15 protein-coding genes are annotated in these 20,555 nt (G+C 58.3%); 9 read left to right on the top strand and 6 right to left on the bottom strand.

Annotated features, from left to right (window positions below; genetic code table 11):
* Window positions 1-3: 3 nt before the first annotated feature.
* The 3 genes from ACQZ5N_RS07410 to ACQZ5N_RS07400 form a co-directional block, all read right to left on the bottom strand.
* Entirely contained in the window at window positions 4-1,329 is a 1,326-nt protein-coding gene (locus ACQZ5N_RS07410) for a polysaccharide pyruvyl transferase family protein (RefSeq protein ID WP_448732557.1), read from the bottom strand.
* Window positions 1,317-2,801: a lipopolysaccharide biosynthesis protein gene (locus ACQZ5N_RS07405; protein WP_448732544.1), complete on the bottom strand. Its 1,485-nt coding sequence runs from the start codon at window positions 2,799-2,801 to the stop codon at window positions 1,317-1,319. Before ACQZ5N_RS07405 ends, ACQZ5N_RS07410 begins: the two co-directional genes overlap by 13 nt.
* A 161-nt stretch (window positions 2,802-2,962) precedes the next feature.
* Window positions 2,963-4,198 carry a glycosyltransferase family 4 protein gene (locus ACQZ5N_RS07400; RefSeq protein WP_020811771.1) on the bottom strand — a complete coding sequence of 412 codons (1,236 nt, stop codon included), beginning with the start codon at window positions 4,196-4,198 and terminating at the stop codon, window positions 2,963-2,965.
* Window positions 4,199-4,692: 494 nt separating this feature from the next.
* On the opposite strand from ACQZ5N_RS07400, the gene ACQZ5N_RS07395 reads away from it, so the two are divergent.
* The 7 genes from ACQZ5N_RS07395 (at window position 4,693) to ACQZ5N_RS07365 (ending at window position 14,271) form a co-directional block, all read left to right on the top strand.
* On the top strand, window positions 4,693-6,021 hold the full coding sequence (locus tag ACQZ5N_RS07395; protein ID WP_448732543.1) for a hypothetical protein: 1,329 nt from the start codon (window positions 4,693-4,695) through the stop codon (window positions 6,019-6,021).
* A 144-nt stretch (window positions 6,022-6,165) separates the two neighbouring features.
* Window positions 6,166-7,278, top strand: coding sequence for an acyltransferase family protein (locus ACQZ5N_RS07390; RefSeq protein ID WP_448732542.1), 1,113 nt, complete (start codon window positions 6,166-6,168; stop codon window positions 7,276-7,278).
* A gap of 181 nt (window positions 7,279-7,459) precedes the next feature.
* Complete coding sequence (locus tag ACQZ5N_RS07385; protein ID WP_448732541.1) at window positions 7,460-8,311, top strand: hypothetical protein; 852 nt, start codon at window positions 7,460-7,462, stop codon at window positions 8,309-8,311.
* 130 nt (window positions 8,312-8,441) lie between these two features.
* Complete coding sequence (locus ACQZ5N_RS07380) at window positions 8,442-10,700, top strand: polysaccharide biosynthesis tyrosine autokinase (RefSeq protein ID WP_448732540.1); 2,259 nt, start codon at window positions 8,442-8,444, stop codon at window positions 10,698-10,700.
* On the top strand, window positions 10,687-11,364 hold the full coding sequence (locus tag ACQZ5N_RS07375) for a hypothetical protein (protein WP_448732539.1): 678 nt from the start codon (window positions 10,687-10,689) through the stop codon (window positions 11,362-11,364). Before ACQZ5N_RS07380 ends, ACQZ5N_RS07375 begins: the two co-directional genes overlap by 14 nt.
* A gap of 79 nt (window positions 11,365-11,443) precedes the next feature.
* A complete protein-coding gene (locus ACQZ5N_RS07370; RefSeq protein ID WP_448732538.1) occupies window positions 11,444-13,015 on the top strand; it encodes an O-antigen ligase family protein in 1,572 nt (523 codons plus the stop codon).
* A 56-nt stretch (window positions 13,016-13,071) separates the two neighbouring features.
* Window positions 13,072-14,271, top strand: a complete 1,200-nt coding sequence (locus ACQZ5N_RS07365; protein ID WP_448732537.1) for a glycosyltransferase family 4 protein — start codon at window positions 13,072-13,074, stop codon at window positions 14,269-14,271.
* Window positions 14,272-14,292: 21 nt separating this feature from the next.
* Here the strand turns inward: ACQZ5N_RS07365 and ACQZ5N_RS07360 are convergent, their stop codons facing one another.
* Both ACQZ5N_RS07360 and ACQZ5N_RS07355 read right to left on the bottom strand, forming a co-directional pair.
* Complete coding sequence (locus ACQZ5N_RS07360) at window positions 14,293-15,393, bottom strand: glycosyltransferase family 4 protein (protein WP_448732536.1); 1,101 nt, start codon at window positions 15,391-15,393, stop codon at window positions 14,293-14,295.
* 55 nt (window positions 15,394-15,448) lie between these two features.
* A complete protein-coding gene (locus ACQZ5N_RS07355) occupies window positions 15,449-16,597 on the bottom strand; it encodes a glycosyltransferase family 4 protein (protein ID WP_448732535.1) in 1,149 nt (382 codons plus the stop codon).
* A gap of 414 nt (window positions 16,598-17,011) precedes the next feature.
* Between ACQZ5N_RS07355 and ACQZ5N_RS07350 the strand changes: the two genes are divergently transcribed.
* Both ACQZ5N_RS07350 and ACQZ5N_RS07345 read left to right on the top strand, forming a co-directional pair.
* Window positions 17,012-18,349, top strand: a complete 1,338-nt coding sequence (locus ACQZ5N_RS07350; RefSeq protein WP_448732534.1) for an SGNH/GDSL hydrolase family protein — start codon at window positions 17,012-17,014, stop codon at window positions 18,347-18,349.
* Window positions 18,350-18,479: 130 nt separating this feature from the next.
* Window positions 18,480-19,898: an O-antigen ligase family protein gene (locus ACQZ5N_RS07345; RefSeq protein WP_448732533.1), complete on the top strand. Its 1,419-nt coding sequence runs from the start codon at window positions 18,480-18,482 to the stop codon at window positions 19,896-19,898.
* Between the two features lie 9 nt (window positions 19,899-19,907).
* Here the strand turns inward: ACQZ5N_RS07345 and greA are convergent, their stop codons facing one another.
* Window positions 19,908-20,390 carry a transcription elongation factor GreA gene (gene greA, locus ACQZ5N_RS07340; RefSeq protein WP_080854398.1) on the bottom strand — a complete coding sequence of 161 codons (483 nt, stop codon included), beginning with the start codon at window positions 20,388-20,390 and terminating at the stop codon, window positions 19,908-19,910.
* Window positions 20,391-20,555 lie beyond the last annotated feature (165 nt).

Genomic DNA, 20,555 nt, shown 5'->3' with positions numbered 1-20,555 from the left:
AACTCAGGCCTGTGCCGAGAAGGTCTCGAACACCTGAAAATTGCTCTTGGACATCGCAAGAATATCCGGCAGCCTTTTCCCGACCCGTTCACGAATCTCGTCGGATTGATCGATAAATTCCACCAGAGCCTTCTTTATCCCGTCTTGAGTGTGGAATGCGGCCGGCGAAAGCAGATTGGCTGCAGACAGGCCAAAATGCCGATAAAGCCCTTCAAACTTACCCTGATAGGCGATGCATATCGCGGGAACGCCTTTCCCCAGTGCGGCGATGGCAAGATGCATGCGGCCGCTGACGAGACCATCAAGCTGGCCTGCGATCCCTTTCAAAACAGGCGCCGACCATTTTCCGTCGAGATATCGGACCCTGTCGGCTCGCGATCCCGGGACCAATTCGGTTATGGCTTTCAGATAGGCCTGGTCGCCGACATTGTCGCGGTAATCATGCGGGATAAGCAGCCAGCACACCGGCCGCGCATCGGTTGCAAATTGCAGTGCTTCCGCCGCATGCCTGATGACCGCCTCGGTCTGCGCGCGGTCGGCATTTTTGAACAGCATTGGATGCAGGTTGAAACCCATGACCCTGTATCCCTCGGCCCGCTTTCGCGCGATCCATGAACGTGTGTCCTCGTCAGGCTCCGATGGAACGAGACTGAACGCCGAATCGGAGACGAGCGCCGCATTCGTCTTCGCGAAGGATTGCAGACGCTCAAGCGAGATCACGTCACGCACCTTGAGCGAGCATTCCGGGTGAAGGGAACGATAGAACATTGCCAGAGGGGCATGCGGCGTTTCATTGAAACTGAAACCGAGAACGACGTTCCTTATTCCGGCAGCGGCGGCGAGATCCGCGCTTGCGAGAAGTTTCGCGCTGACCAACGGGTGGTAATATCCATCCATGACATCGGCGCCGACAACGACGACACAGTCGTATTTTCTTGTCGCAAACTGCTGCGCCAGGGCTTTAATGAAATTGGTCTTGCCAAAGATATCGACGGGAACGAAGCCCCTCTGATAAGCGGAATCAGCATAATCCATCCCATCGACAAGGATGTCTATCTCGACATCGGGATTGCTCGCACGGGCATGTTGCAGCGTCGCGGTAATCATGGCGTCATCGCCCAACGAGCCGAAAAGGGTGATCGGGTCGCCAGCTACGATCAAAAGCCGGCTTAACGGACCGCCGGCAGCGGCGGGTTTCATGCCTGCCTTCAATTCCTGCAGATCGTCAAAGAGTTGCCGGAAGGCGATATCCCGGTTGCGCCGCTCGATATATTTCACCGCTCTCTGGCGCAGCGGCGCCGGCAGTATTTTTTTTATCAGCTTGCGCATTTGCTTTCCTTTCGGGAAATGATTTTGCCCATGACGAGCGCGATGGCCGACCGGGCCTCGTTCCGCGCGGTGAGCACCAGAAGCAGAAGATAGGCCGCGCCGAAAATGCAGCCGAGCATGACGCCGGATATGAAATCCCCGGCGCCCAGCAGCTTGACCTCTGGACGCATCCATTGAACGAGCAGGAAGCAGAATCCGCTGGAGGCGAAGCTCGGCAGAAGCAGGAGGAATATTCGCCACAGCCCGATGCCAAGCTCGCGGGCGATGAAGAAAAAAGTGAAGGGCGTGGAGGTCAGTTGTCCGACCGCATAAACAATGACGATCTCCCTGATGCTGTCCGTTGGAACCAGCAGGATCAGCAGGATGGTGGAAATCGCCTTGATACTTCCGGCAATCAGCACCTTGTTCGGCTTGCCGCGCGCGGAAAGGAAAGGCGCGTTTTGAAACTGAACGCATTGCAGCGCGCCGAGCAGGAGCAGCGGTTGCGCCACCCCATCGGCACCCTGCCATCGCGCACCGAACAGGACGTTGCAGATTTCTGGCGCCAATGCCGCGGCCAGCACGAAGACCGGTGTCGAGAAGATCGCCGACATGGTGATCGACTGCTTGTAGAGCGCCGCCATTCGTTCCCGTTCGTGCGATATGCGTGAAAGCACCGTCAGCGAGACGTCATAGAGCGCCGCCTGAAGCAATTGCATCAGAAGTTGATAGAGCCTGCTGCCCACGGTGTAGAGGCCGAAGAGCGCGACCCCGTAATGTGCCAGGATCATGAAATCGATCAGGCGCGTAGCCGCGAAATCGACAATACGAAGGCCGAGCGCCGACGAACCGAAGCGAAGCAGTTCGACGAAGGTGCCGGGATTGAGAGTGGTGCCCGGCAGCCAGTGCGGCTTTCGCCAGAGCCAGATCAGCGTGACTAGGGTGGCGACATAGGTCTGCACGACGAGGCTCCAGACGCCCATGCCCATGATCGCGAAAACAATCGCCACGCCGCCGCCGACGATATTCGATATGAAGGTTCTGATTGCCAGCGGCTTGAAAGCCAGTGCGCGGCGATAATTCACCTCCTGAAACATCGATGCCGTGTTCAGCGGCAGCAATATGCAGATAGCCACGATGACCGGCGCCAGACCTTCGACCTCGAACCAGCGTTCCAGTTCCGGTGAAAACACACAGACGGCAATGGCCAGCAGCGTTGCAACCGCAACCGAGGCATAAAAGGGCAGATTGACATCGCCGGGTTCCAGGTTGAGTTTCTGCACGATCGCATCTGCGAATCCGAACTCCGACACCATCTGGATCAGCATCAGCACCAGCCCGGCGGTGGCGACCATGCCGTAGTCGGTGGGGCTGAGGAAACGGGCCAGAACGATGAAGAGAATGGAGGTGAAAAGCTTGCCGCCCCAGTTCTGGACGATGGACCAGAACACGCCTTTCAGGGCAGCATTGCCTATCGACGTAGCTTCGGACATCAATTCACCACCCGTAAAGCCGGCCGCGTTGACGCAACATGCGCAGCGACCGCAAAATAGTCTACGCCCAGGCCGTGAAAGCGGAGGCTGCCCTTATTGCTTCCCACCATATGCTCTCTCCTTCGAAGAAAACCGCTTCAACGGACCGGGTCCATTGCCGGTTAAGATGCACGCAGGGTTCGGCTTTGCCTGTAGCGCGTCAGGACGTCCTCATAGAGTTTCACATAATTTTCGCCGACCCGACGCGAGGTGGATTCCTCGACGATGTTTCCGAAATCCGCCTCCGTCGGCAATTCTTCGCGCGAGAGCGTCAGCACGCGGCGGATACGGGCGGCAAGGTCGCTGGCGTTGCCTGGCTCGAACAGCCAGTCATGGTTGGTCTCGCCAATCAGTTCCGGAATGCCACCGGAGGCTGCGCCGATGACCGGCACGCCCATGGCATAGGCTTCGTAGATCGTGCGTGGCGATGGCTCCGCCCAGAAGGAAGGAACGATGAGCACGTCGATCTCTTCGAGAAACTCCTTCGGTTTCGCCCAGCCGACGAATTCGATCGGCAGATCGCCGGCCTGAGCCGTGAAACGTTCGATGGAATCGTCCATCGCATGGCCAGCGACCAGACAGCGCCAGTTGCCGTGACCGATTTCCTTGAAGGCATCGACCATGTTGCCGACGCCTTTTTCCGTATTGATGCGGCCGATATAACCAAAGGTCAGCGGCCGGCCAGTGCGGTCGATCTGCCGGCGGGCGACGGGATCGCCCTCGGGAACCGTGCAGGAATAAAAGATGACGCGGCGCAGGCTTTCCGGAATGTGGTGGAAAAGCCCGTGATTGACATGCGTCTTGAGGATTTCCGTGCCGACGCTTGCGACAGCGCCGATATAACGCTGGGTGAATTTCTTGGTGAAATTCACCGCCTGACAGCCGAGATGAATGTGCTCGCAGGGCTTGCCGCCCTTGAACATGGCGGCGTTGCCGCACAGGAGATCATATTCGCAGATCGTGTGAACGATCGGAATGCCGCGCTTATGCGCCGCCCGCCACACCAGCGTCGTCACATCCAGAAGCGAGTGGGTGTTGAGAACGTCAGGCTTGAAATCGTCGAGAACGGCTTCGAACTGCTTTTCGACGTCGAAATTCCACTGCTGCTTGAGCTTCTGCATGCGCCGCTGCTGCGGCGAATATTGCGGCCAGTCCTCGAGCCAGAAATCGTTATTATGGAACATGCGGTAGACGGAGACGCCGTTGCGCATGGTTTTCGGTTCGGCCTGCCGCTCGATACAGGCGGCGCCGACCGTATGTCCCATGGAAACGAGTTCCTCGGCGAGATGTTCGACCGAGCGTTCGCATCCACCAACGATATGCGGCGGATAAAGGCTGCTAAGATGGAGAATTCTCATGCGGATACGCTCTGTTTTCCTTCATCGAAAATCTATGGCGTCCATCCCGGGCTCGTTCGTCTCCCTTCATTCCAGGAGACCAGTGAGACATCTGCAAAAATAAAAGAGCCGGAGCAGAACTAATGTTTGAAAATATGAATTACCAAAATCTACTTTTCAAAAAGCACGGGAATCGACGCTATTTCAAGTGATTTTTTTCGCGACGCGGCAAAAGTCATGCGGTGTTGCGAAAAGAACCGGTCTCGTGTTACGGTTTAGCCACTTTAAAGTGCAGGCAATCGGAAGAAATCGGTTGCGTTGCAGCTTTTGATCGTATTCCAGTTGATAATATCTGTTTTATTTCAAACACATGGATTTCAGGGCGATTGTAGATGCCGAAAACTTCCAAGACATTCTGATCTCGACGTGTTGAGAGGCATCATCGCCATTTAAACGGCGACGTCCATGTGTTGACGTCTGGCTTATATTTTCTCCGGACACACCAGGAGGCGCAGATGAATGGAAAAACGCCGATAGCCATGGGCAGCCTGACACGGCGCAACCTGCTTTCAGCCGCGCCGCTTGCATTGGTCGCCGCCTCCGGTTTGCAAGCCATTCCCGCACGGGCGCAGACGGTTGCTTCAGCCAGTACCGAAGCCTTTCTGGACAGCGTAGGGGTGTGCGGTCACTTCACCCGTCCCACGGGCGTCTATCCGGAACAGTTCGAGCGGATCGTGCCCGAACTCGAAGCACTGGGCGTCCGGCATCTGCGCGATGACGGGCTGATCACCGCGAGAGACAGTCGCGACAGCCCCGTCTTTCGGCGGCTGCGCCGGATCGTGGCGGCGGGCGTTCGCCTCACCATCATCTGTTACGACAATCTCAACCCTTACGTTTCCACGCCGCTCGACAGGCTGGCGGATTTCTACGACTGGTGCGACGCGGGTATCGATGTTTTCGAGGGCAGCAATGAACCGAACCTGACGAAGGATCCGCAAAATGCTCCGCGCATTTCGGCGGAGCATCAGGCGGCGCTGCACGACACCATCCGTTCGGTTCCGCGCCTGAGTGCGGTGCCAGTTGCGGCGCCAAGTTATGTCCTGTCGAACAGAGCGCTGGCGCTGGACCTGAAAAATGCCTGCGATTACGGCAATATCCACGCTTACGCCGGGATGGAGCATCCCGAAACGACCGGTCCGGGGGCACTCTCGAAATCCGTCGCCGCTTCGGCGCATATAGCGGCCGGCAGGCCGGTGCTCGCCACGGAAATGGGCTACCATACCTCGCTGCAAACCAAGACATTTCATTTCCCCGTTACCGAAGGCATCAAGGCGCGCTATATGCCGCGCATGCTGCTCTGGTGCTTCATCAGCGGTATCCGCCGGTCCTACATCTATGAAATGGTTTCAAGCTTCGCCGCCGATGAGACAAACCCGGAATCCTCCTTCGGCCTCCTGCGCCACGATCTGAGCCGCACCCCGGCCTACGAGGCCGTTCGCGCCCTTCTTTCCCTCTGCAGGGCAGAACGGCAAACCGGACCGGAGGAACGACAGCTCGATTTCCTCACCGCCGATTCCCAAAGATTATCCCTTCACCTTACAAGAACGGACGGTGCTTTGCTCGTGCCTGTCTGGCTGGGAATTTCCGGCTGGCAATGGCCGGCCCGCATCGAAAACCCGCCCGCCGAACGGATTGCGACATTTTCGGTGGCCGGCCAGCATAGTCATGTTATCGCACACCGTTTCCGCGATGACGGCTCCGTTAGCCAGCAGACAATCACGCAGGAAAGCGGGCAATACCGGCTTTCGGTCAGCGACCAGCTTACGGTTCTGGAAGTTTTCTGAATGGCGCGCAGGAAATGCCGCATCGCAAAATTGTGTGTATCGCGCCTGTCCATTGCATGATAGCCTGCTTGAATACTGGACTTCCGCCCCGCAAAAGCGGCCGCAATATAATACTAAATATATCTTTATTTTTATAGATTGACGATGATGAAAAACTTTAAAGAAGCGCCCGCTGCCGGGGCGCAGCGTCTTGATGTTCTTCAGGTGATGCGCGCCGTCGCGGCAACCATGATTGTTGCGCTGCACGCAGACGTGAACTGGCAATTCACGCTTTTCCCACTGCATCTGCTGCGGCTGGGTGGCGGTGTCGACCTGTTTTTCGTCATTTCCGGCTTTGTCATCGTTTATGCATCCCGGCCCTATTTCGCAGCGACAGGCGGTCGTTCGGCGTTTCTGCTGCGCCGGTTTCTCCGCATCGTTCCGCTTTACTGGTTTGTGCTGACCCTGCGGCTTGCCATGGCCGCCAGCGTGACCCTTATCAGTGCAAAGGCCTTCCCGCCGTTACAGTCGATCCTCACCTCCTACCTGTTTATTCCCTATGACAGCATGGGTTATGGCGACGCCTATCCGTTTCCGCTGATCGATCTCGGCTGGACGCTGAATTACGAAATGTTCTTTTATATCGTTTTCGCAGCGTTCATCTTCCTGCCGCTGGAGCGCGCGGTATTCACGACAGCCGGCGTACTGTTTGCCGCTGTCATGATCGGCTCCGCCTTCGATCTCGGCCTGCCGTTCAGCTTCTGGTTCCAGCCGATCATTCTCGAATTCGTCGCGGGCATGTTCCTGGCGGTCCTCTTCCTGAGAGGCGTTCGCCTGCCGCCCCTGCTCGGGCTTGCGACGGCCCTGTGCGGCCTGGCGCTCTGGATGCTGACCGATCTGAGCAGGATTGGGTTCCAATGCGATCCGGGCTGCTATTCCTTTTCGCGGCTGCTCGTTTTCGGCGGCGGCGCGATTTTGCTGATGACGGCGGCGACCTTGACCAGAAACATCTCCCTGCCCCGTTTCGCACAGCCGCTGGCAAAACTTGGCGATTCATCCTATGCGCTTTACCTGCTGCACCCGTTTATTTTCCGGGGCTTCAAAATCGCGCTCGGCGGCGTCACGTTCCCGCCCGAATGGAGCAACCTCGTTTATCTCGTCATCGTCGTCAGCACCGTCGCCATAGCCCACACCTTCCACGTCCTTGTCGAAACGCCGGCCAATATCTGGCTGCGTGACCGGCTGATAACATCGCCACGGAAAGTCGCCGTGTCATGAACAAACCGGAGAAAGGCAAGGGCGGCCGTTAACAATAGCTGAGGGTTTCCGACGCCGGTTTATTTTAGCGCTTGATCCTTTGCTTGGGCTGTGCGATTTAAAAAGAAATTTTAAATGTTGGGTAACCTTGCCCGGCATTGGATGTATTTAAAGTCGTATTTTAAAAGATTTGGAGAGTTGGATGCCCCGCATTCGTAACGGCTCGATGTTCGTTGGTGCGATGTTTATTGCCAGCATGGGTCTCTTTTCCGCTGTCGCCAACGCACAGAACGTGGAAACCGCACCGCCGGCCGCACCGCAACAGGCGCCCTCGGCCGAGAGCGCTGCAACAGGCGCGCCCGTCAAGGCCGCCGATGAAACCACCGCCGCATTTCTGAGCCGCGTCAACACCACCAATCCGGACACGGTTTCCATCGCCGCAGCGGAACTGTTCAAGCAGTCTCCGACACAGGGGACGATCAGGGATCTGGTCACCATCGCTTCCAGCACGGATGCAGCAGCGGCCGACGTAACCGGAAAAGTGACGAGCGGGTTTCCGATCATCGCCGTTTCCACCAGCGCGGCACAGTTCTCCGAACAGCTTTCCGGCCTCATCCTGAGTGACTCCGGCCAGTTGCCCACCATCGTCGCACTGGCCCAGAAGGTTGGTAACAAGGACTTCTCCGAAGTCGTCGGCGAAGGCCTAGCGCTTGCCCACGCCACCGCGATGAGGAACGGCAATACGATACTCGCAGCCGCCATCCAGTTGCAGACAAAGGGCGCCAACGTACCCGCCGATCTCCTGATCGCCTTTAGCGAAAATATCGAAGGAACGGCTGCCGGTCCGGCCGCCCCTGCGGCGGCAGCAGCAGCGGCCTCGCCGATCGGCGGCGCCGGTTCCTCGCCGGCAAGCGCCAACAGCATCGGCGGTTCGGGAACGGCAGGTGCCGCAGGCGGCACCGCACAGGCGGGTGGCGGAAGCCCGCCGGCTGGCCGCGGCAGATCGCTTTCAACCGGCAGCACCAGCACGACGACGAGCACAAGTCCCGTTTGAGTTTGGCTTTGTCGCCTTTCCCGTGAGGAAGGCTGCCGCCAGTTCTGTGATGCAACCGTGACTTGGCGGGCCCTGCGCCCGCCGAAAAGAGCGAGGCTGACAGTTGTTACAAAGGCACGATCCCCTGACGATGGCTGACTACGATAAAAGCGGGCTGACGGCCGAATTTATCGATATCGACGCCGTTCTTGCGATGATCCGCCGGCAGTGGCGCATCGTGCTCGCCGCCGTCGCAGTCGCCGGGGCAATCGGCCTCGCCTTTGCCGCAACGGCCGTTCCGATCTATTCGGCGACGGCGACGCTGCTGATCGACCGCAACAACAGCCAGATTGTCGAACAGCTTTCGACGATCGGTGGCGTCATAGAGGATGAAGCTTCCATTCTCAGCCAGGTCGAGGTTCTGCAATCGGAAACCATCGGGCTTGCCGTTGTCGATAGTCTCAACCTCACGGAAAATCAGGAATTCAGGGCAACACGCGCATCGCTTCTAAGCTCGATATTCGGCACCATCCGCTCGCTCGTCAATGTTTCGCAATGGTTCTCGCCAGCGAAGAAAAAAGAGGCGGTGGTTGACGATGGAACCCTGAAGAGATCGCTGTCGGACCAGCTGCTCAACGGCCTCAGCGTCAAGCGCATCGGCCGGACATATGCGCTGGAACTCACCTATAATTCGACATCGCCGGTTCTCGCCGCGCAGATCGTCAATGCCGTGGCCTCGGCCTATCTGGTGGACAAGCTGAATTCCAAATACGAGGCGACGCGGCGGGCCAGCGACTGGTTGTCCGACCGTATTGCCGAGTTGCGCCAGCGGGCGCTCGAAACCGATCTGGCCGTGCAGAAGTTTCGCGCTGAACATAATCTGATCTCGACCGGCAATGACGGCCTGCTCTCCGATCAGCAGCTGGCGGAATCCAACAGCGCGCTGATTTTGGCGCAGTCGGAAACGGCCAGGGCGCGGGCGCGGGTGCAACGCATCGAACATATTCTCGCCACCGACGATGTCGATGCGGTGGTTACCGATATTCTCGACAGCTCGGTCGCCAACGATCTGCGCAAAAAATATCTCGAAGCCTCCAAGACTGAGGCGGAAATTACCAGCAGGCTCAGCAGCAACCACATTCAGGCGGTGCGTCTGCGCAATGAAATGCAGGAATACCGACGGTTGATGTTCCAGGAAATCAGCCGCATCGCGCAAAGTTACAAAAGCGATCTGGAAGTCTCCGAAGCAAGGGAAAAATCGCTCGCCGAAAGTGTCGCCAAGGCGACCGACATTAGCAACTCGGCCAGCGAGACACAGGTTCAGCTGCGCGAATTGCAGCGTGAGGCCGAAACCTACAAGAACATGTACCAGACCTTCCTGCAGCGATATCAGGAAGCGATGCAGCAGCAATCCTTCCCCGTGACGGAAGCGCGCGTGATTTCCAAGGCGATGCCGCCCAGAATTCCGAGCAAGCCGAACAAGACCATCATTTTGGCCCTCTTCATGATCATGGGTGCCGCGGCCGGTGGCGGCATCGCCATGTTCCGTGAATTCCGCGACCGGTTTTTCCGCACTGGCGAACAGGTTCGCGATGTTCTCGGGCTGGAATTCCTCGGCAATACCCCACTCATCCAGAACAAGGCCGTAATAGAAGATCAGGAAGGCGGCCATCCGGCCCTGACGCGCCCCACCAGCGTTGCGCGCTACGCGGTCGACCATCCGCTCTCCTCTTTCGCCGAAACCCTGCGCAGCACCAGACTTGCCATCGATCTCGGTATTCCCGCCAAAAGCGGAGCGCGCATTGTCGGTGTCGTCTCAGCCTTGCCGAGCGAAGGGAAATCCACGATCTCCATCAATCTGGCACAGTTGCTTGCCGGGCAGGGTGCGCGGGTCCTGCTGCTGGATGCCGATATTCGCAATCCCGGCGCCACGCGCGCCATGGCGCGTCACGCGAGCGAGGGCCTGCTCGAAGTATTGCTGGAAGGCCGCAGCGTGCAGGATGTGCTGCTTCGTGACGAAAAGACACGGCTCGCTTTCCTGCCCACGGTGGTCAAACAGCGTGTCCCTCATTCCTCCGAACTGCTGACCTCAGCGCAGATGCACAAGCTGCTGGCCGAAGCGAGCAATGCTTTCGACTATATCATCGTCGACCTGCCCCCGCTCGGGCCGGTGGTCGATGCCCGCGCCATGGCGGGGCGGATCGACGGTTTTATCTTCGTCACCGAATGGGGCAAAACCGCCCGCAGGGCAGTGCGGAACACGGTGGAGAACGAGGTTCATATCCGCAAGAAGTGTCTCGGCGTCGTCCTCAACAAGGTGGACACCGAAAAGCTGAAGCTTTACCGCGCCTATGGTTCGAGCGAATATTATCATTCGCGCTATACTCGATATTACCATGACCAGGCGTGACGGCGTGATGCGCCTGCGGAAAATCCTCGCGGTCGTACCGGTCCTCGTCATTTCCATCTTTGTCCTGTCCGTCGCGGCGCAGGCCTTTTCACAAAGCCGACGTTTTTCCGATATTGTCGCATTGGCGCGGATCGCCGACGACAATAATGGCCTCGCGCCAGATCTCCTTGCGGAAACGGTCCCTGAACTTCAGCCCATCGTTACCGAAAAAATCTGCCGTTCGGATATCGTCAAGGCCGGACTAAGGCTCGTTCTGGCCGATCTCGATGCAAATGGCGTCGATCCGGCATCCGATTCCGGCGCGGCGCGTCTCGGTTTTGCCGAGACCTTTATTCGCCATTCGCTCTCTTGTTTTCCCGCAAATGGCGACGTCTGGCTGCGTCTTGCCATGCTCCGTTCATTGCGCAACGCCTCACCCATGGAAGTGGCCGTGCTGATGAACTTCTCCCAGCTCTATGGGCCTGCCGATGCCAATCTGATCCGTGGGCGTTTCGTGATGTGGCAGCAGTTTCCGAAGAACACCTTGACCGAGGCCGAGCCGGCCCGCGAGGCGGATACGGCCGTCGTCTGCGGCAAACAGGGAGAAATCCTGCGATGGACCCTGGCGGAAGTCTGCCCAAAGCCACCGCCGGCAGACACAAAACGCTCCGCGCCGCTGTCATGATCTGAAACGATGAAACGGCTGAGCCTCGTCGATATTCGCGGCATAGCCACCACAAACAATTCCGACAAAGCCCAAAGATATGTCGCTCACCGAAGCCCGATCAGAACCGCTCTCCTCCTCGCAGCCCCCACTGGCGGCGGTTCGGGACTATGTTCGGCCTGTTGCAATAGTCGCATTCTGGGCAATATTTCTGCTGGCGCTTCTCAATAGGGGCGCAACGGAAATCGAAAGTCGCATCGTCGTCACGACCGCGATCTATCTCCTGCTGGTGCCATCGATCCTCCTGTTCGGACCTCCGAAGGCCGGTGCGGGCAAGGTACTCGCGGTGGCCTGCCTTTTATTGGGAGCGCTCATCGTTCAGGTGCTGTTGCAGACATCCTCCATACCCGGCATCGCGCGCGCCAATCCGGCATGGTCCACCGCCGCCATGTTCATGCAGACTGCGCCAGCCGCCACAATCTCGCTGACACCTGCGGATGACCGGCTCGGCCTCATGAGCGCGGCCCTGCCCTTCGGCGCCTTCATGACCGGCCTCGTGCTTTTCGACAGCGACGAGCGTGCGGCGAAGACGCTGCGATGGTTCGCAATCGCCGGTGGCTGGCTCGCGCTGTTTTCCATCGTGCAATTCGTGCTTTTCCCCGAAGCTCTCGGCTTCATCCAGAAGCGTTTCTACCTCGGCAGCCTCACCGGCCTTTTTGTCAACCGCAATACCGCCGCGACCTTCTTCGGTCTCATCCTTCTCACGCTCGCCGCATTGTTACATAAAAGCCTCCTCGCTCCAGATTGGGCGAGAGTAAAGGCGCTCGTGGCAAATCGCCTGACCGTGCCGGCGGAGCAGAAACAGCTCATCCGCAGGGCCGCTTTTCTCAGCGTCCTCGCGGGCTTTTGTTTCATCGCGTTGATGTTGACGGGATCGCGTGCCGGCATCGGCTCAAGCCTCGTAGCGCTGATTTTGCTGATCCTGCTGATTGTGTTCAACTCTCCCGCCAGAACCGGCCGCAATGGGGCCTCCAGCCGGCGCAGGCAGCGCGGGACGAGACGTCGTGCCGCGCTCCTGATCGCAATCGCCATCGCCCTCTTCGCGCTTTTCGCCAACCGGGTGGCGCTTCGCATGGAAACGCGTTTGGAAGACGATATGCGCTTCTGCTACATGCCGGGCATCGCCCGCGCCATCGCCGACAATTGGCCGCAGGGGTCGGGCCTTGCAAGCTTTACGGAAATCTATGCGCCCTATCATGTGGCGCGATGCGGGGTGGACGCCGTCGTCACCCATGCCCACAATGTCTACGCGGAGGGATTGCTGACACTCGGTGCGGCCTTCCCGTTTTACCTCGCTTTTTTTGTGCTCATCCAACTGGTGATTTTCGTTCGCGGGGCACTGAAGCGCAGAAATTATCGTTATGCCTCTCATCTCGGCCTTGCCGCGCTGCTGCTCGTCCTGCTGCATTCGACGCTTGATTTTTCGCTGCAGATTCCGGGCTTTGCCATGGCCTATGCCGTTTTCCTCGCCCCGGTCGTCACGCTTTGCCTGAACCCGCCCGGAATGGAGCGGGAGGGTCGCAAAAGGCGGAGACAATTTCCGGAAGACGCTGCAATGCCGGCGCCGGGCCATTCAGACCAGACAGTACAAACGCCGCTTCGTCTGCAATAACGGATCTCGCGGATGCAAAACAGGTTTCGTGATCTTAAAGGCGCAGGAATTTGAGCATGCGGATATTGCAAGTAACCTCGCTGTTTTCTCCGGATCGGGTGGGCGGTGCGGAAATATTCGTGGAAGACCTTGCGCGTGGACTTGCGGATAAGGGGCACACGGTCACAGTGGCCGCCATCTCGCGTGAAGAGCAGACAGCGGAACAACGCGATGGTTTCACCATTCACCGCCTCGGGCATACCACGCCGTTCTTCATCGGCGACTGGGGGCAACAACCGGAATGGAAACGAAAATATTATAAGATCGCCGTGCAACTGGATCCGCGCCTCGTTCGCCGGCTTGCGCGTGTGATCGATGATTTCCGGCCGGACGTGGTCAATACCCATTCACTATCGGAACTGACGCCGCTGATCTGGCCGATGATCCGCAAGCGCGGCGTTCCGCTGGTTCATTCGCTGCATGATTTCACGAGCATGTGCACCAATGGCTCCCTGTTTCATGATGGGCATATCTGCGATGGCAGCAGCAAAAAATGCCGTGCCTTTTCCTATCTCCACCGGCGTTGCCAATGCGCAGTCGATGCTGTCTCCGGCGTTGGTCGCGATATCGTCGAACGCCATGTGCGGGCCGGCTTTTTCACCCATGTTCCCGAAAACCGCCGCACGGTGATCTGGAACGCCATCTCACCGCCAGATTCGCCAGAACCGCGTATTGCCCGCGCGCCCGGCGAGCCGCTGGTTTTCGGCTATCTGGGCCGCATCGAAGCAGCGAAAGGGGCTGACTTGCTGATCGAAGCGTTGCGGCTTTTGCCGCCGCAGGGCTGGCGGGCGGTCATGGCAGGCCGCGCGCCGGATGGTATCGAGACCTATCAGCAAAAGGCAGCCGGCCTGCCGGTCGAATTTCCGGGCTATGTGGAAGCCGATCATTTCTTCGCCGGCATAGATTGCCTCATCGTACCGCCCCTATGGCCGGAGGCCTTCGGCCGCACAGTCGCTGAAGCCATTCTGCGCGGCGTACCCGTCATCGGCGCAAATCTTGCGGGTGTCGCCGAACAGATCGGCGCGGACAGGCCGGAACGCCTGTTCGCCCCGGGCAATGCCGCCGAACTGGCCGCTCGCATGGCAGAGGCGATGCGCAATCCCGCCATGCTTGCGGAAACACCTGAAACCCGGGAGCGAATTCGCCAGGGCGTTGAGCCTGAAGGGGTCGTCGCGGCCTATGAAAAGCTCTATGCGGATGTGTGCAAAACCGCATGACCGTGACGACAGCGTCCCTCCTCAGGCTGCGGCTCCTTGCTTGAAAAGCCGCGCGTAGCTCTCCGCCGCCTTCCGCCACGAATATAATTTGCGGTTTTCATAACCCGCCTGGCGGAGATTTTCTGCCAGTTCCGGATTGTCTAAAAATCGCTCAAGCGTGTCGACAAGGCTTTGAGCATCCGCCGGATCGAAAGTCAGGGCGCCTTCGCCGGCAATCTCCGGTGTTGCGGAACGATTGGAGCAGACGACCGGGCATCCCAGCTGCTGCGCTTCCAGCACCGGCAGGCAGAAGCCTTCATAGGTGGAGGGGACGCAAAGGCAGGCTGCGTGACGGTAAAGTTCGGCCAGTTGCCGGTCATCTATGCCAGAAAGCCGGATCAACCGGCCCTGCAGCTCCGGGTCGTCCAGCGCGCTGGCGATTTCCTCCGCCTCGTCGCGGCCAACATGCACGATGCGCAAATCCGGCCATTTTTTGCCAAGTATGGCAAAGGCTTTGCCCAGGAGAGCGAAATTCTTATTGGACGTCGCGTTTCCGACCGCCAGTATGTAGCGTCCAGGAACAGGCGGCACCGTGTCGAAAGCCCCGGGATCGACATTCAGCGTGCTGTCGGAATGAATGGTAAGGCTCTTATCGGCAGCGGCTGGATAGAAACGTCCAAGATCCTTCCGCGTCGCTTCGGATACGCAGATGACCCGATCCGAACCGGCCATCATCAGCTTGAAGATGAAATCGGTCGTCAGGGTCGCCCGCCAGCCGATCTGTTCGGGAATGGTTTTGAAATAAAGATCATGAACAAGGGTGAGACGCCGTTTGCCGCCGAGGGGACTTCCGAAAGGATCAGCATTAAACAGCACATCGATACCGTGCCGGCGGCAGAGCGCGGGCAGCATCGCAGCCTGACGCACCACATCGAAAACCATGACGCGCGGCCGCGGAGTCTCGATGAGCTGCAACCGGCTGTCGCGCAGGTTTTCAGGCAGTTGCGCCCGCGTCCAGGGAGAACGCAAAACATAATCGTCGGTCGTCTGTTCCAGCAACCGCTCCAGCAGGCTGAAGGTCACGCGGGCCACACCGGAGGCCTTGCCGCCATATTGGCTAGGCATGTTTACGAGAATGCGCATCCTGACCCTTCCGCCTGCCGGCATTGCCTGTTCCTGTCGATCGCCGGGCGAAACTTCACGCCGCCTCCGTCAGCAGCGCAGAAACGGAGCGGCAGGTTTCCTCCAGCGAGAAACGCTGGCTCACATCCTCCCGCCCCTTTTGCGCCAGCCTTTCCGCCAGAGCAGGTTGCGACAGGACACAGCCGATCGCCGCTGCCAGCGCCGATGCATCCCCCGGCGGCACGAGAAGGCCGGTTTCGCCGTCACGGATGATTTCGGTAACACCGCCGCCGCGCGTGGCGACAACCGGACGCCCGCACATCATTGCCTCCACCACCACACGGCCGAAGGGCTCGGCAACAATCGAGGTATGAGCAACCACATCCATCGCCGCCATCAGTTCCGGCACATCCGGGCGGAAACCGAGGAAACGGACGCGACCGTCGAGACCGAGACGGGATGCCTGTTCGCGGATGCGCGTCTCATAGGCCTCCTGCCCGAAAAGCGCGCCGCCGACGATGACCGCCTGCACGCCCTCCATCGCCGCAATCGCGTCCAGAAACACATGTTGTCCCTTCCATTCGCTCAGCCGGCCAAAAAGGCCGACAAGCGGTTGCGGACCAAGGCCCAGTTCCGCGCGCAGCCGCCCGGCCTTGCCGGGCTCGTAAAACCTTGCTTTCGTAGGGTCGAAGCCATTGTAAACGATGCGAACCTTATCCGCCTCACCGCCGGCCTCGATGAAAGCCCGGCCCGTCTCTTCGGAATTGACAGCCACCAGCCTGGCGAAAAGGCGCGCAAATGCCAGCGAGGCGCGGCGGTTGGTGGCGCTGAAAGCCGGATCGGTGACGATGTCGTGCAAAATCCAGACAAGCGGCCGACGGCTGAGCTTCGCGGCCAAGGCACAGACAAAAAGCGCCTTTTGCGAGTTGGCGCAGATCACATCATAGCTCCTCGCCTCCCGGCTCAATTGCCAGGCAACCGCCATCACGTCGGCCGCTCCGCGCAACAGAGCCCCGAAGGACGCATTGCGGCGGATCGACAGCATTTTTTCTCCGGCGGACAGCATGACCGGAGCCCGCCCCGCATCAACGAGATCGTCTGCGGCCGCACCGCCGCTGAGAAAACAGGCACGCCAGGAGTGCGGACCCGCCTTGACGAGGTCCGTTAGAAAAAGTTCGGCGCCGCCCTTCTCTCCGGTATGGCTGACGAAAAGAGCGGATGTCATGGCGTCTCCCCTGCCGGATGAGAGGACCGACGATGCATCTGTCTGTGATTGCGGGCATGAGCAGCCGACCGGCAAAAACAACGAACCTGCCCGAAAGCGACAGGAATATCTTCACCGAAAGCTGCGCGGAAACGCATGTCGCTAGATAAAAACACCAGCATCAAAACCTTTATTCGTAATAAAATTCAATAATAACAATAATAATTAGAAGAATATTCTATTTTTACACTTCAAGCGAGATCGAAGAAAAATTCATGACGCTCGTTTTCATGCGCTGTTTTCTGTTTCGCTCCCGGCATTTTTTCCCCGGGCCTCGTGGCGGAACTATTCTGAAGCCAGACCAGGAGAACGAACGATGACACTGCCCGAACACAACATATGCATATATACGGCGCGAACGGAAGAGGTGGCCGCATGATCGGCTTAACGCTCGGCATACGTTCCCGAAACATGGGTGACATCGGTTTTCCCCTGACCGCTTTCTCGCCCCTGCGGGCCCGTCTGGCAGCCGGCCAGAATGCCACGATCTTCGTGAACGGCGACAGCACCGCCCATGCCGAAGCCGGACCATTTCAGCAATTTGCGATGATGCTCGGCGATCTGCACGATACGACTGTTGTGTTATACCGCTGGGCGGAATGGGAGACGAGCGCCGCCACCGGGCCAAAAACCTATGCGCCCCCGGTCACGCTGCGCGCCGGCAAAGGAGCGACGCTGACGCTCTATCTTGCGACGCTGCCCGGCGGCATGGCGGGTTACATGCTTGCGGAACAGCGCACAGCGGCGCTGAAGATTCCCCGCCCCGATCTCTGCATCATGCATCATGGCCACAATATGCAGACCTTCGAAGCGCCCGGCGGCATTTTGAGCTCTGGACGGTCCACCCTGCTCGGACCGCTGGGAATGACCGAATGGCAATGGCCAAATGCTCCGCAACTCATCACCACGCAGAACCCGTGGCGGGATGGGACGGGTTACGACAAGGTCTATCAGGCAATACTCGATCTGGCCCGATCCCATCCGAACCTCACGCTGGTGGATACGAATGCCGCATTTCTGGCGAAGGGCAAGGACACCGCCCTTTATCGGGACAATGTTCACCCGAACGAGGCGGGCTCCCGGCTGATTGCCCGGACCCTGTTCGATTCCTATCTGGGATCGGCACGCGATAACAGCTTCCAGACACCTTGCTGGCCAAAGCTGCCTGCCGCCAATCTCATCGGCAATGGCGATTTTACCGATTGGACTGGTTCCGTTCCGACGGGCTGGGGAATGACTTCACCAGGTTCCGCCACCAAAGCCACCGAAATCATCTTCTCCCCGTCCTTCGCAAGCAGCCTCGCCCTCTATCCAAATGGCAGCCAGATCGCCGGGCTCACGCGCTATTTCCGCAATACGGAAGCCATAGCGATGATAGGCAGGACCGTTTCTTTCGCCGTACTTTACAAGAACAACGAGAAGCAGCGTCTGCCCTACATAACGTTGGTTACGAAAAGTGGCAGCGCAGTCCGGACAATCGTTTGTTCCGCCCTGCAATTCGGAGGTGCCAACATCTTCGGCAATAGCGGTTGGATGTGGGCGATAGCCAACGGGGTCGCCATAGACCACGATATCAACCCGGCGGGGTATAATTTCTATCTGCGAATCCTTCCGGCATTCGGTACCAGCGCGCCCACCTCAAATGAGCCAATTCACATTCAGCGCATTATCGCGGTCGAAGGGGATTTGCCGAAAGGCAATCTGATCTCATGACGAAACGATAAAATATCTTGCGCGGCGACGTCATCGAGCCCAATAATGGTCGCCATATTATATTGATTGCCGCGCGGTAGCGCTGTCCTGTGGACAGTCGAAATCCGCCCACAAAAGATAGAAACCGCGGATGAAAAGACCAGCAAATCATGCGGCATCGCACCAGCCCACTATACCGGGTTTTGTTTTGGCAATGCCGCTTTACCCTTCAAAGACAATTAATATCCCCGGCATCTTTCTCGCGATATTCGTTTTCGCCATTGGTTTCTTCATTCAATGCAATGTGGCGACCAGCAATATTGGCCTGCGTTTCCTCAATATTACCGACATGCTGGTGCTGATGACGCTGCCCGTCATCGCGCTGCTTTACATTCGCTGCCTGACGCCTTCGATTATCCTGTTTTATCTTCTTCCGCTAACGGTGCTGTTTGTTCTCACGACGCTCTTTGCCGACGCGCGCGGCGATGGCGAGTTTTATACGACGGCGATGACCTATTTTTATGCGGTCTATTTTCTGTTCTTTGCCTATCTGCTGTTCAAGGAAAACCTGCTCGAACTGTTCTGCTGGGGCATATTTGCGGGCTTCATAGCGGTGACAATCCTGCTTTTCCTGGACATTGTCATCCATGACCAGCTCGCATCCCTCGGATTGTCCTTCATGTTCGATGAGGCGGGCGTGCTGGAGCTTGCGGCGAAAGGTGAGATAACCCCGCTGCTTTTGCGCGTCGAAAAGGCAGGCGGCATCTGGCCCGTCGGCAACACGGCTGGACCGGTCTTCGCGCTGGCCGGAGCAGCAGTGGCCTATGTCGCCGAACGCCACAAGCGCCCCGCGCTGTTTGCCGTGTTTCTGCTCGTGTATTTCGCCAGCTTTACCCTCACGCTTAACCGCTCGGGGGTGTTTGCCGTCCTCGCCATCGGGCTCTATTTCTACGTCCGGAATTTTTCGATCAAAATGCTGCTCAGTACCTATTTCGGTTTTGCCTTGTGCGCCCTCGTCATCGCCGCCGTTTTGCCGCTCGGCGCTTTCGACTTTGCGGAACAGGCCTTTTCGAAACGTTTTCTCGAGGACAGCAATAGCAGCAACAACTTGCATGAGCGGTGGGAGACGATCACCGGCGGTTTTCAGGTCATGTTCCAGCATCCCTTGGGCATCGGATTTACCGCACGATACGAAGAGCTTGCGCAGATATCGAGGATCGGCACGCCACATAATGGTTTTATGGCCACCGCCTATGCTTCCGGGTTGGGATTTTGCATCATGAGCGCCTTCGCGCTTTTTTATGCAATTTTCCGGAAACGGAAAATCGGCTTTTTCGCCTATTCGGCAATCGGCGTCATTATCGGCTATCAATTCGAAGAGCTGAATTTCAACCCCGTCTTCATGGCCCATGTGGGACTTGCGCTTGCCTATGCCGCCATTGATCTGGATTTCAGGCTTTTCCTGAAAAACACGATGATGCGGATGCTGGGCACGGCAGACAATGCGCGCAACCGGGAAGAAGAAAACCTCATCGGAAACAGGCCGGGTCTAAGTCCGCCTATGTTCTGACCGAACGCTTCAGGCGACGTCGACGATCTCGATCTCCCTCCCGCCCAAACTGACGAGATCGCCGGCCGCTTTTCCCATCAGCACCCTTGCAACCGGGGAAACGTAGGACATCGTTCCCGCAGCGGGATCGGCCTCATCTTCGCCGACGATCCGGAACCGTTGCGTTCGCCCGTCATCGCGGCTGAACGTCACCAGGCTGCCGAAAGCGACGACGCCATCCATTGTCGGATCAGGCATCAATTGCGCGGTGCGGACCCGCTCGGAGAAATATCGAAGATCACGTAGCGGGCTGGCGGAAATGCGTCGCCTTTCATTGATGTCTTCAATGGCATTGGCCGCCTCACAGGCTTCGCGCGCCAGCCGCAACTGCTCTTCCAGCGCCTTCAGCCCGGACTGCGTTACCAGATTGGGATGAGGCGAGATTACCCGATCCGGCAGAACGGTTTCGGCTGCGGTTTCCGCACTGTCTTCCTTGGTAAAGGCTACGCTCAATCCTGACACTCCATTCCCGATATGCCCCGCGACATATCTGCGATCCGCCCCAATCCTGCCATCGCCCGCAGGGGCACCGCAAGACCGCGCTGCCGGTTCAAAAACGAATATGTAACAGGCGGAAGCGGATCATGACAACGCGCCCGTTCAACAGCTGAATGCAAC

It is taken from the genome of Agrobacterium sp. 22-221-1, assembly GCF_053522445.1.
This window is presented reverse-complemented; position numbering and strand designations above follow the sequence as displayed.

What these genes read in the sequence shown, in the direction of transcription:
- ACQZ5N_RS07410 (WP_448732557.1), bottom strand. Translation starts at nt 1,329, where the DNA reads ATGCGCAAGCTGATAAAAAAAATACTGCCGGCGCCGCTGCGCCAGAGA.
- ACQZ5N_RS07405 (WP_448732544.1), bottom strand. Translation starts at nt 2,801, where the DNA reads ATGTCCGAAGCTACGTCGATAGGCAATGCTGCCCTGAAAGGCGTGTTC.
- ACQZ5N_RS07400 (WP_020811771.1), bottom strand. Translation starts at nt 4,198, where the DNA reads ATGAGAATTCTCCATCTTAGCAGCCTTTATCCGCCGCATATCGTTGGT.
- ACQZ5N_RS07395 (WP_448732543.1), top strand. Translation starts at nt 4,693, where the DNA reads ATGAATGGAAAAACGCCGATAGCCATGGGCAGCCTGACACGGCGCAAC.
- ACQZ5N_RS07390 (WP_448732542.1), top strand. Translation starts at nt 6,166, where the DNA reads ATGATGAAAAACTTTAAAGAAGCGCCCGCTGCCGGGGCGCAGCGTCTT.
- ACQZ5N_RS07385 (WP_448732541.1), top strand. Translation starts at nt 7,460, where the DNA reads ATGCCCCGCATTCGTAACGGCTCGATGTTCGTTGGTGCGATGTTTATT.
- ACQZ5N_RS07380 (WP_448732540.1), top strand. Translation starts at nt 8,442, where the DNA reads ATGGCTGACTACGATAAAAGCGGGCTGACGGCCGAATTTATCGATATC.
- ACQZ5N_RS07375 (WP_448732539.1), top strand. Translation starts at nt 10,687, where the DNA reads ATGACCAGGCGTGACGGCGTGATGCGCCTGCGGAAAATCCTCGCGGTC.
- ACQZ5N_RS07370 (WP_448732538.1), top strand. Translation starts at nt 11,444, where the DNA reads ATGTCGCTCACCGAAGCCCGATCAGAACCGCTCTCCTCCTCGCAGCCC.
- ACQZ5N_RS07365 (WP_448732537.1), top strand. Translation starts at nt 13,072, where the DNA reads ATGCGGATATTGCAAGTAACCTCGCTGTTTTCTCCGGATCGGGTGGGC.
- ACQZ5N_RS07360 (WP_448732536.1), bottom strand. Translation starts at nt 15,393, where the DNA reads ATGCGCATTCTCGTAAACATGCCTAGCCAATATGGCGGCAAGGCCTCC.
- ACQZ5N_RS07355 (WP_448732535.1), bottom strand. Translation starts at nt 16,597, where the DNA reads ATGACATCCGCTCTTTTCGTCAGCCATACCGGAGAGAAGGGCGGCGCC.
- ACQZ5N_RS07350 (WP_448732534.1), top strand. Translation starts at nt 17,012, where the DNA reads ATGATCGGCTTAACGCTCGGCATACGTTCCCGAAACATGGGTGACATC.
- ACQZ5N_RS07345 (WP_448732533.1), top strand. Translation starts at nt 18,480, where the DNA reads ATGAAAAGACCAGCAAATCATGCGGCATCGCACCAGCCCACTATACCG.